The sequence below is a fragment of the Streptomyces sp. NPDC005878 genome (assembly GCF_040629815.1).
Lineage (GTDB): Bacteria > Actinomycetota > Actinomycetes > Streptomycetales > Streptomycetaceae > Streptomyces.
On record NZ_JBEXWK010000024.1, the window covers coordinates 1 to 11,106 of the forward strand.

Genomic DNA, 11,106 nt, shown 5'->3' on the forward strand with positions numbered 1-11,106 from the left:
TCCGGCTCGGGGCGCGGCGCCCGCGGTGTTTTCCGGGGGGGGGTGTTGGGGGGGGGGGGGGTTTGGGGGGGGGGGGGGGGGGGCGGGGGGGGGGGGGGGGGCCCACCGCCGCGCCCGTGTTACCTGAGGGGCGCGGGGAACTGCGCGACCAGCCCGCGCCGGCCCGCAGACGAACGACGACGCGTCCCGCGCCCCGCACAGCGCGGTGAACCGCTACTTCTCCAGGCAGAACTCGTCGATGGGGTAACCCACGTGCCGGTCCTCGCTCGGCAGGAACCCGAGCACCTTGTCCCCGGGCTTCAGCTCGGTGCTGTTCAGCACCACGCCCCCGGGTCCCAGGACCCGTACGTGCCAGTCGTCCTGGAGGATCAGGTTCACCTGCTGCCCGTTGGGCGCCACCGCGTCGATCGAGATCAGCGGCCGCGACTCGATCTTGACCCGGCCGACCGTGACGAGCCGCGTCTGGCCCTTGATGTCGACGGCGAGGACCTTGCTGCCGGCCTTCAGCTCGCTGAGGTAGTTGGTCCGCTCGTCCTTGGAGAGCGTGTACGAGTGGATCGCGCCCGCGTTGACCCGGAACGGCCGCGTCGGCATGTACGGCAGCGGGTGCGTCTCGCTGACGCACAGGATCATGCCCTTGGAGTGCGAGCCGACCAGGATGCCCTCGTCCTCGCGGAAGTACGTGCAGGTGTCCACGCAGGCGCGCTCGCCCATGCCGATGTGCTCGGTGTGGCGCACCTCCAGCTCGACCAGGTTGAGGTCGGGCACGTCGGCGGTGGCGGCGGCCTTGAGGTGGGCCGCGTCGCCGACGGCCCTGGGCGCCATCATCACGCCGTCCGAACCGTGCTCCAGGACACCGAAGATGATCTCGGCCTCCTCGACGTCCTTGGCCACCGTGATCATGCTGCCGGTGGCGCGGGCCGCCGCCGCGATCACGATCTCCAGCGGGATCTTGGTGGGGTCGCGGAAGAGCAGCACGCTCCACTTCTCGGTGCGCGCGGACTCGCAGGCGTCCTCCAGGGTCGGCGCGTCGACGATCTCCACGAAGCGCCCGAACTCCACCTCCGGGTGCTTGAGGGCGAGTTCGGCGGGGGTGATGCCGTGCCGGGCCGGGTCCACGATGACCACGGACGCGTCCCCGAACTCTGCGGGCAGCGGCTTGCCCTGGGGGAACAGCACCTTGGTGACGGTCGGCGGCAGGTCGGCGAAGTCGGCGGGGTCGTCGGCGACGATGCCCTCCAGCCGGTAGTGCAGGGCCTCCTGGAGGATGGCCTCCTTGGCCTCGCCGAGCGAACGGGCGTCGAGCCAGCTGAGCTTCATGGGGCGAACTCCTCTTAAGAGACGGGGGTCAGCGGTACGGCGGAGGCGTCGGTGACCGCGCCGGGCGCGGGCCGGTCGTCCGGGTGCGGTGCGGGTACGGGGTGGACCAGCCGGGCGACCTTGGCGGCCATGGCCCCGGGGTCCGGCGCGAGGAAGACGTTGCGGCCCATCGCCACCCCGCTGGCGCCGCCGCGCAGCGCCTCGTCCACGTAGGCGAGCACCCGGGCCTCGTCGGGCTCCCGGGGGCCGCCCACGACGACGAGCGGGACCGGCGAGGCGGAGGTGATGTCGCGCATCTCCGCGACGGTCTCGGCGCAGACGGTCTTGACGACGTCGGCGCCCAGATCGGCGGCGAGCGAGGCCGCGTGGGCGATCAGCGCGGGGTCGCGCGGGTTGGTGATCTTCGGGCCGCGCGGATACATCATGGCGAGCAGCGGCACGTTCCACCGGTCGCAGGCGTCCGCGACCGCGGCCATGTCCGCGATCTGCCGGCGCTCCTGGACGGAGCCGAGGTTGACGTGCACGCTGACCGCGTCCGCGCCCAGGCGCAGGCTCTCCTCGACGCTGGCGACCAGGTACTTGTCGTTGGGGTCGGGGGCGTGCACGGTACTGGCGCTCAAGTGCACGATCAGCGAGGTGCGGGCGAAGCGGGCGGAGTCGACGTACCGCAGGCTGCCCTTGTGCAGGACCACCGCGTCCACGCCGTTGTCCGCCAGCCGGCCGACCAGGTGGTCCAGGCGCTTCCCGCCGGTCAGCGGGCCGTCGGTGACCGAGTGGTCCAGCGGGACGATCAGCAGCCGGTCGCCGCCGTGGCGGTGGATCCTGCGCAGCCGCAACTGCCGTGCGAACGAATGGTGCAACATCAGCACAACCTCCTCGGTCGGATCAGGCGGGTACGGACGCGGTGACGCCGGTACCGGCGGTGAGCGCGGTCAGGCCGAACTCGTCGTGCAGGACCCGGGCGGCCCGTACCGCGTCGCCGTCCGGGACGGTCACCGAGATCCGCATCTGCGAGGTGGACACGGAACTGGGCGCGATGGCCGCCGACTTGAGGCAGCGCAGCATGCGCGCGGTGCTGTCGGGGCGGCTGAGCAGCCCCGTACCGACGAGGGAGAGCTTGGTGATCCCCTCGTCGGACTCCATCGGCCGGCCCGGCGGTCCGGGGCGCCGCTCCAGGTAGTCCCGCAGCGGCTCCACGTCGTCGGTGTGCAGGGTGATGCCGATGTTCACGCCGGTGCTCTCGTCGGAGAGCGCGGCCATGTCGACGGTGAGGGACTCGCGGGCCAGGAACGCGAACACATCGGTCGCCGCGTCCGCGTCGCCCGCGTCGAAGCGCAGGGTGACCCGGGCCACGTCCGCGTCGAGGACCACTCCGGTGACGGTCGTCGGTGATTCGAGCATGTCGGCTTTCGTCTCCTCCCTGGCGGCGATCACGGTCCCGGGGCCGGGCCGTGCGGAGTGCTTGACGTGGATGTCGACCTGGCGCAGCGCCGCCAGCTCCACGGCCCGGGCGTGCATGACGCGGGCGCCGGCGAACGCCATCTCGGCCATCACGTCGACGTCGACGGCCGGCAGGACGCGGGCGCCGGGCAGCAGCCGCGGGTCGGCGGTGAACACCCCGTCGACATCGGTGTAGATCTCGCAGTGGGCGGCGCCGAGTTCGGCGGCCAGGGCCACGGCGGTGGTGTCCGACCCGCCGCGCCCCAGGGTGATCACCTCGCGCCGGGCGGTCAGCCCCTGGAACCCGGCCACGACCGCGACCGCGCCCCGGGCGAGCACCTCGTCGATGCCGTCGGTGTCCACGGTGACGATCACGCCGCGGCCGTGCGTACCGGTCGCCAGGATGCCGGTCTGGGCGCCCACCAGGGACACCGCCCGCACCCCGGTCCGGTGCAGTGCCATGGCCAGCAGCGCGGCGGAGGCGTTCTCGCCGGTCGCGAGCAGCTGGTCGGTCTCGCGGCCCGCCGGGGGCGCCCCGACGGCCTCGGCCAGCCGGAGCAGCCGGTCGGTGGTCTTCCCCCGGGCCGAGACCACGACGACCACCGGACGGCCGGTCCGGTGCGTGGCCGCGACCCGCTGCGCCACGGCACGTACCTGTTCGATCGTGGCGAGCGAGCTCCCGCCGTACTTGTGCACCACGGGCCCGCGCCGGTCGGAGCGCGGGGAGCCGTCGGGGCGTGCCGGGCCCCCGGGGTGTTCGGGGCCCGGGGTGCCGGTGCGGTCAGGGCCGGGTCCGGCCGGGTCGTGCGGCGAGGGGGCCATGCGAGGGGTCACCTCCGCCGTTCGAGAGAGCCATGAAGCAGTCCTTTCACGCGGCTTCGGCGGGGCTTTCTCCCGGTTCCCCGTTCCCTTCCGGTCCGGCCCCACCGGCGGTGACGCTGCCAAAGACGCGTATCGGCCAGGTTTCACGCGGATATCGCGGCCGGGCGCGCGGCGATACCGGACGCGAAATGCCCCGTGCCGGGGGCACGGGGCAGTAGGGAAAACGCTGGTGGGAACGGTGCCCACCCGATTTCGTCAGAGATTCAACGTTGCCTGGAGACGGAGATTGGCCTGCTGCAAACTGGTCAGCCGGGTGCGCATCGCCAGGGTGTGGTCGCTCCAGGACATCTTCACCGCGCGGTGCGAGGCCTGGCGGATCAGGGACGCGACCGGAGCCGTACGGCCCGCCTCCACCGGGGCCGGGCGGCCGGGCGCCTCCAGGGACGGATCCTCGGCGAGGATGGCCCGCTCCAGGGTGCGCAGCGACTCCCCGGGGTCGATGCCCAGCTCCGCCGAGAGCAGCGTCCGGGTCTCACGGAACTGCCGCAGCGCGTCGGCCTGCCGCCCCGAGCGGTACAGGGCGAGCATGAGCTGGGCGCACATCTGCTCGCGGTAGGGGTTCTCGGCGACCTGCCGGTACAGCTCCCCGACGACCTTGCGGTGCCGCCCCATCTGGAGCTCCAGGTCGACGCACTCCTCCAGGACGGAGAGCTGCTCCTCGCGCAGCATGGTCGCGGCCTGGCGCAGCACCCGGCTCTCCAGGCCGGCCGCCACCGGCCCCTTCCACTGCGCCAGCGCCGAGCGGAACAGGTCGACGGCCTGCTCGGGCTGCCCGTCGCGGGCGGCCGAGCGGCCCAGCGCCGCCAGGTGCGCGAAGCGGGCCAGGTCGAGCGCGGTGTTCGGCACCCGGATGCGGTACCCGGCCGGATGCGTCTCGATGAGGTCCCCCACGCCCGCCCCGACGAACTGGCGGCGGATGGCGGAGACGCAGATGCGCACCTGCCCCTTGGCGGAGGCGGGCGGGGTGTCCTCCCAGATGGCCTCCAGGAGCCGTTCGATCGGTACGACGTGTTCGGCTTCCAGTAAGAGCGTGGCGAGCAGTGCCTGTTGTCTGAATCCACCGAGGCGGACCTTCCGGCCCGCGCATTCGACTTCCAGTGGACCGAGTATTCGGAAAGTGAATGCCGGGTTTCCCGCTGACTGCATTGGCTGAGCCCTCCCCAAGTCGGCGTTCTAGCATCTCTTTTCGGCCTCTGGAGGTCGTTTCGGCCGCCAGGGGCAACCATTCCGGCCCGGCCGATGCGGCGGCCGGGCGGAACGTCTTCGGCAAGGATTTCAGATGGCCCGTGGAGTACGCGTGGAGCCGGTCGTGGCGCGCCCCCGCTACCGGGCCGGGGCGGTGGTGGGAGCGGCCGCGGCGGGGGCGGTGGCCGGGCGGTTGATCCGCAGGGAGAGCGCGAGGACGCCCAGCGCCACGATCCCCACGGCGAGCGCCGCGTAGCCGACGCCCGTGGCGCCGTCGGCGGAGTAGCCGGCGGCCCCGGCCACGCCCCCGGTGCTGATCCCGATGTAGATCGTGCTCTGGTGCAGGCCGAGCAGGAGCGGCGCGGACTGCGGCGCGGTCGCCACCAGCCGCATCTGCTGCGGCACATTGATCATCCAGTGGCAGACGCCCCAGGCGACGGCCATCGCGATGCCCGCGCCCAGCGACGTCGACAGCAGCGGGGTCAGGGTGGCGGCGGCGACCAGGAGCGGGGCGGCGACGGTGATGGTCCGCACCGGTCCGATCCGGTCGGTGAGGCGCCCGGTGAGCAGGTTGCCCGACACCGCCCCGATGCCGAAGCAGAGCAGGATCAGCGAGGTGCGGCCCGCGTCGCCGCCGGTCGCCTCGTCCATCACCTCGTCGATGTAGTTGTAGACCGTCCAACTGGTGCTCAGGCAGAGCCAGGTGGCGATCAGGGTGACCAGGACGCGCGGCTGCCCGAGCGGAGCCAGCCGGGCCCGCAGGGTCGTCGCCGCCTGCCCCTTCAGCCGCGGCACGGTCGCCGCGATCCCGGCCGTCGCCGCCGCGGTGAGCCCCACCACCAGCCACAGGGCCGCGCGCCAGCCCGCCTGGTCGCCGAGCCAGGCGCCCAGCGGCAGACCCAGCACGATGGCCGCGGTCAGCCCGCCCACTACCAGCGCCGCCGCCCGACCGGCCCGCTCGGGCGGCACCATCGCCCGTGCCACGGCCAGGGAGTTGGCGGTGTACATGGACGCCCCGGCGCCGGCCACCACCCGCCCGGCCATGGCCCAGGAGTAGTCCCCTGCCACCGCGGTGAGCGCGTTGCCGACCGCGAAGACGCCGAGCGCGCCGAGCAGGAGCTGGCGGGGCGGCCGGTGGCCGGTGGCGGCGGCGAGCAGCGGCCCTCCGATCGCGTACGCCAGGGCGAAGGCGGTGATCAGCCAGCCCGCGGTGGTGCGGGAGACGCCGAAGTCGTCGGCCATGGGGTCGAGGATCGGCGCGATGATGAACGTGTCGACGCCCATCGCGAAGTTTCCCAACGCGAGGACGAGTAGGCGCAGACGCACGGTGACTCCTTCGGAGGGTGCGGGCAGGGGACGGGGGCGGCCCGTCGGGGAGGGGGCCGGGCGGGACACGGGCGCGGATTCGGTCACGGGTACGGACGTACGGGCGCGGATGCGCGCAGGGGCGGGGGCCTCCTCATCCGTCGGGCAGGAGCTTGATCCCGGCGTCGCGGCCCAGGCCGAGCCGCTCGATGAGCTCCCGGCACAGCAGCGCCATCTGCTCCAGGACGTGCGCGTTGCGCAGATCGCCGGCGTCCAGGCCGCGCAGCCCCGCCCGGTCGATCAGCTCGATGACCGGGATCTTGGCGCTGTAGTCGTCGCCCGCCACGAACACGTCGAGGTGGGCGCCGTCGACCCGCCCGGCGAACAGGGTGGCCGCGCAGGTGGTGTTGAACGCCTTCACCACGGAGGACTGCGGAGCGGCCCGGGCGATCAGCTCGGTCATGCTGGGGCCCGCCCGGCCGAGCGCCGCCGCCCCGGCCTCCTCCACCGGGTTGGTGGTGTCGATGAGGATCTTCCCGGCGAGCGCGGCGCGGTGCCGGGTGACGAAGGCGAGGGTGTCCTCGCTGCCCATGGCGAGCGTGATGAGGTCGGCCTCCAGGACGCCCTCGACGTCATGGGCCTCGACCCGGCCCCGGGTGCCCGCGCCCGCCGCCGCGGCCGCCCGCACCGCGCGCTCCGGGGAGCGGTCCGCGAGCCGTACGGTCTCGCCCGCGAGCGCGAACTGCCGTGCCGCGGCCCGGCCCATGGGCCCCGCGCCGACCACCCCGATCCTCACGCCGGCACCTCGCTCGCCAGGGCCGCCGGGGCGATGTTGTGGTTGACGCGGAAGAGGTTGGCGGGGTCGTACCGCGCCTTGAGCTCGCCCAGCCGTGCGTACGCCTCGGGGGTGAAGGCCGCCCGGACCTGGTCGTCACCGGCCGAGGCGTCCAGGAAGTTGAGGTACTTCCCGCCGGTCGCCCAGGGCGCCAGCCGCTCCAGGAGCAGGTCGTCCTGGCCCGGACCGGCCGGGCGCGGCCCGCCGGGGGCGACGGTGAGCAGGCAGAAGCGCGCGTCCCGGTTGCCCACCGCGTTCCGGTGCCGCACCGGCCGGCTCAGCGCCCCGCCGAGGTGGCGCAGCTCCACCAGGCCGAGCGAGCACCCGGAGTCCGGCCCGGCCGCAGCGAGCAGGCGCCCGGCCGCGGTCCGGTCCAGTTCGCCGAGCATCAGGGTGCGTTCGTGGTACGGGTAGGGCTCGGTCGGGTCGCCGTGGATCGAGGCGACGTCCGTGTACGGCATCTCCCGCACGGTGTCGAGGACGCGCGGCCCCGACTCCCGCAGCGGCGCCACCAGCCGGGCGCCCTCGGCGGCCGTGCCCGTGAACGCGATCCGCACCTGGACGACGAACCGGCCGCGGACCTCGCCGGGCAGCGCCGGGTCGTCGGGGAAGCGGACCAGCGCCAGCGAGGAGCTCATCTCCAGGGGCGCCGACGCCGTCCAGTCCAGCCAGGCGGGCAGCACGACCGGGGCCGCCGCCCCGTCGAAGGTGAGCGCCCCGCCGTACAGCCGGGGCACCGGCATCAGGCCGATCTCCATCGAGGTGACGATCCCGAAGTTGCCCTTGCCGCCGCACAGCCCCCAGAACAGCTCCGGCTCCCGCTCCTGGTCCACCTGGCGCAGCTCACCGTCGGCGGTGACCACGTCGAGGCCGCGGACGTGGTCGGCCGCGTACCCGAAGGTGCGGGCCATCACCGCGAGGCCGCCGCCGAGGGTGTACGAGACGGCGCCGACCAGCGGGGACGAGCCGTTGAGCGGGGCCAGGCCGTGGACGGCGGCCTCGTGGACGACCTGCTCCCACCGCACCCCGGCGGCCAGCCGCGCGGTGCCCCGGTCCGGGGCGATCCGCAGCCCGGTCATCCGGCGGGTGGAGACGAGCACCGCGCCGTCGGCGGCCCGGGCCACGCCGTGGCCGGTGGCCTGGACCGCGACCGGCAGCCCGTGCCCGGCGGCGAACCGGACCGCCGCCACCACGTCCGCCGCCCCGGTCGCGCCCACCACCAGCGCGGGGCGGTGCTCCAGCAGGGTGTTGAAGCCCGCGCTCTCCCGCGCGTACCCGTCCTGCCCGGGAAGGAGGACCGGCCCCCGTACGGCCGCGGCGAGCGCGGCCACCTGGTCGGCGGGGAGGTGCGGGGGATGCTGCACGGCAGGTCGCACGAGGGGTGCCTCCTCAATCGGGCGCGGGGTGGGGGGGGGCGGGGCCGGCGTGTCCCATCGTCGGCGGCGCGGACCCCGGGGCGACATCCCGAGAACAAGGTGTTGCCCGGGCACCGCCCCCCTCAACTGAGGGGGGTGTGCGGGGCGTTCGGGTGCGGGAGCATGGAGGGGCAGACGCGCACCCGACGAGGCCCACCCGCGCGCGAGGGGTGGCGAGCGAGGAGTACCGGCCCGTGACCGTGCCCAGGAACGCGAGCACCACCCACGCCATCGACACGCTCCTGACGGCCATCGGCGCGGCCCCCGACGCCCTCGCCCTGTTCGCGACCGCCTCCGAGCAGTTGCGCCGCCTCATCCCGTACGACGCCTCGGTGTGGCGGGCCACCGACCCGGTGACGGGGATGATGACCTCACCGATCCGGGTGGAGAACCTCACCGAGGAGGGCTGCTCGGTCTACTGGGAGTCCGAGCTGCTCACCGAGAACATCAACCTCTTCCGCGACCTCGCCCGCGCGCCGCTGCCGGTGGCGGGACTGCGCGAGGCCACCGGCGGACTGCCCGGCCGCAGCACCCTCTACCGCGACTTCCTGGCGCCGCGCGGCCTCGACGACGAACTGCGCGCCGTGCTGCGGGTCGGCGGCCACCCGTGGGGCCAGGTCAGCCTCTTCCGTGCGCAGGGCGCGCCGGCGTTCGGCGCGGACGACGCGCTGGTGGTCAAGGAGCTCTCCGCCGCGATGGCCCGGCGGCTGCGGTCCTTCACCGAACCGTCCGCGGAGCCCACCCCCAGCCACGGGCCGGGCCCCGGCCTGCTGCTCTTCGACGCCGCGGGTGGCCTCCTGTCGGTCAACGACGAGGCCCGCGAGCTCCTGGACGACCTGCTGCCCGGCCCCTCGACCCCGACCCCGCTGGGGGTGGCGGTCCCGGCCTGGATGCACAGCACGGCGAGCAAGGCCCGGGCGATCGCGGCGGGCTGGGACAAGGGCGTGGCACGGGTCCGGGTGCGCAGCCGGGGAGGCCGCTGGCTGGCCTGCCACGCGTCCTGCCTGCGCGGCGCGGACGGCGAACTGGGCGCGTCGGCCGTGGTGATCGAGCGCGCCTCCATCTCGGAGGTGGCCCCGCTGATGGTGAAGGCGTACGAACTGACCGACCGCGAACTGGAGATCACCCAGCACATCGCGCGCGGTCTGGGCACCGCGGAGATGGCCGGGAAACTGTTCCTCTCGCCGCACACCGTCCGCGACCATGTGAAGGCGATCTTCGAGAAGGTCCGGGTGTCCAGCCGCGGCGAACTGGTGGCGAAGCTGTTCACCGAGCACTACGCGCCGCTGGGGGAGGAGTCGGAGCAGCGGGTGTGGGGGTGAGGGGGCGCGCCGGGCGGACCGGACGCCGCGCCCCGGGGGCGTGGACCGGGGGCCCGATCGCCGGATCACCATGACTCCCCCCTTCCGCCTCCACACAACGCGCACATATCTTGGGCGCGGAACGCTGAGGGGGGTCGCCGATGCGTATCGCTGAGGCCGACGCGTCCGGGGGGAGGCTTGTGGTGGCGAAGGGCACGGCGGCTGCGGCGGCACACGGGGAGCCCGGCGGCGAGCACGGCGGGGACGGCCCCGGGGGAGCCTTACGGATCCTCGAACTCCTGGCGGCCCAGGCGCCGTTGGACGCCATGGAGGAAGTCCTGCTGCACGCCCACGACCGGGGCGCGACGGCGGAGGAGCTGGCCCTCGTCCACCGGGCGGGCCGTCTGGGACGTACGGTCCACGGCCTGCTCGACCGCCGCCGCCGGCGCGAGGCGGACCTGGCGGCCCTGCTGGACACGGCCCGCGAACTGGCCTCGTCCTGCGACGTGGACGGCCTGGTGAAGACGGTCGCCCACCGCACCCGGGCACTGCTGCACGTGGACATGGCGTTCGTGGCCCTGCTCACCACGGGCTCGGGCGACTCGGTGGTGCGGGCGTCGGCGGGCGCCACCACCTCGCTCCACATCGGCCTGCACCTGTCGGGAGACCACGGCATCGGGGCGGTGGTCCGGGGCACGGGCGCGCCCTTCTGGACGCCCGACTACCACGCGGAGACCCGGATCGAGCACGACGCGGCCCTGGACGCGGCGATCGCCCGCGAGGGCATCCGCTCGGTGCTGGCGCTGCCCCTGCACCACGCCAGCGGCACGGTGGGCGTGCTGTACGCCGCGCACCGGGACGTACGCCACTTCGAGCCCGACGAGGCCGCCCTCCTCGGCTCCCTCGCGGACCTGGCGGCGGCCGCGGTCGACAAGGCCCAGTGGCTGGAGCTCTACAACGCCGAGGTGGCCAAGCTGGAGGAGCACAGCGCCCTGGCGATGGAGACGATCCTGAAGGAGCGCTCGCTGGAGGCGGTACGCGACCACATCATCGGCTTCGCCCTGGCCGGCCGGGGCGTGGCGGGTCTGGCGGCGGAGGTGGGGGTGCTCCTCGACGCCGAGATCCTGGTCCGCGACCACCGCGGCCGCGTCCTGGCGGGCCGCGAGGACCCCTGGCCGGACCTCCCCGCCCCCGCCCCGGCCCCCCGCACCCCCCAGCTCCTCGACCACGACACCTGGCAGGCGGCGGTCTGGGCGGGCCCGACCTGGCTGGGCCACGTCCTGGCCCGCCCCCGCACGGCCCTCACCCCCGAGGGCGAGCGGATGCTCGCCTACGCGGCCCAGGCGGTGGCGCTCGCGGTCGGGGTGGGGACGGGGAGAGGGGCGGCGGGGGTCGGGGGGTTCGACAGTCATTGCGCGTGAGG

The 11,106-nt window shown here is 74.4% G+C and carries 9 protein-coding genes; 2 read left to right on the plus strand and 7 right to left on the minus strand.

All coding sequences use genetic code 11. The annotated features are described in order from the left end of the window. Positions 1–213: 213 nt before the first annotated feature. The 7 genes from griH to ABZ404_RS28405 all read right to left on the minus strand — a co-directional run bounded on the left by griH (position 214) and on the right by ABZ404_RS28405 (position 8,343). Complete coding sequence (gene griH, locus ABZ404_RS28375) at positions 214–1,320, minus strand: 3-amino-4-hydroxybenzoic acid synthase (RefSeq protein ID WP_358833956.1); 1,107 nt, start codon at positions 1,318–1,320, stop codon at positions 214–216. Between the two features lie 14 nt (positions 1,321–1,334). Beyond that, positions 1,335–2,183, minus strand: a complete 849-nt coding sequence (locus ABZ404_RS28380) for a 2-amino-3,7-dideoxy-D-threo-hept-6-ulosonate synthase (protein WP_358833957.1) — start codon at positions 2,181–2,183, stop codon at positions 1,335–1,337. Positions 2,184–2,205: 22 nt separating this feature from the next. Further along, positions 2,206–3,582, minus strand: coding sequence for an aspartate kinase (locus tag ABZ404_RS28385; protein ID WP_358833958.1), 1,377 nt, complete (start codon positions 3,580–3,582; stop codon positions 2,206–2,208). A gap of 255 nt (positions 3,583–3,837) precedes the next feature. Then, complete coding sequence (locus tag ABZ404_RS28390; RefSeq protein WP_358833959.1) at positions 3,838–4,788, minus strand: AfsR/SARP family transcriptional regulator; 951 nt, start codon at positions 4,786–4,788, stop codon at positions 3,838–3,840. A gap of 177 nt (positions 4,789–4,965) precedes the next feature. Continuing rightward, positions 4,966–6,153, minus strand: coding sequence for an MFS transporter (locus ABZ404_RS28395; RefSeq protein ID WP_358833960.1), 1,188 nt, complete (start codon positions 6,151–6,153; stop codon positions 4,966–4,968). A 133-nt stretch (positions 6,154–6,286) separates the two neighbouring features. After that, the gene (locus ABZ404_RS28400) at positions 6,287–6,928 is read right to left on the minus strand and encodes an NAD(P)-binding domain-containing protein (RefSeq protein ID WP_358833961.1); all 642 of its coding nucleotides are present in this window, start codon (positions 6,926–6,928) and stop codon (positions 6,287–6,289) included. Next, positions 6,925–8,343 carry an FAD-binding oxidoreductase gene (locus ABZ404_RS28405; protein WP_358833962.1) on the minus strand — a complete coding sequence of 473 codons (1,419 nt, stop codon included), beginning with the start codon at positions 8,341–8,343 and terminating at the stop codon, positions 6,925–6,927. The genes ABZ404_RS28400 and ABZ404_RS28405 overlap by 4 nt, the downstream gene beginning before the upstream one ends. 233 nt (positions 8,344–8,576) lie before the next feature. Between ABZ404_RS28405 and ABZ404_RS28410 the strand changes: the two genes are divergently transcribed. Together ABZ404_RS28410 and ABZ404_RS28415 are read left to right on the plus strand one after the other, a co-directional pair. Continuing rightward, positions 8,577–9,704: a helix-turn-helix transcriptional regulator gene (locus ABZ404_RS28410; protein ID WP_358833963.1), complete on the plus strand. Its 1,128-nt coding sequence runs from the start codon at positions 8,577–8,579 to the stop codon at positions 9,702–9,704. A gap of 140 nt (positions 9,705–9,844) precedes the next feature. Next, positions 9,845–11,104: a GAF domain-containing protein gene (locus ABZ404_RS28415; RefSeq protein WP_358833964.1), complete on the plus strand. Its 1,260-nt coding sequence runs from the start codon at positions 9,845–9,847 to the stop codon at positions 11,102–11,104. Positions 11,105–11,106: the final 2 nt, after the last annotated feature.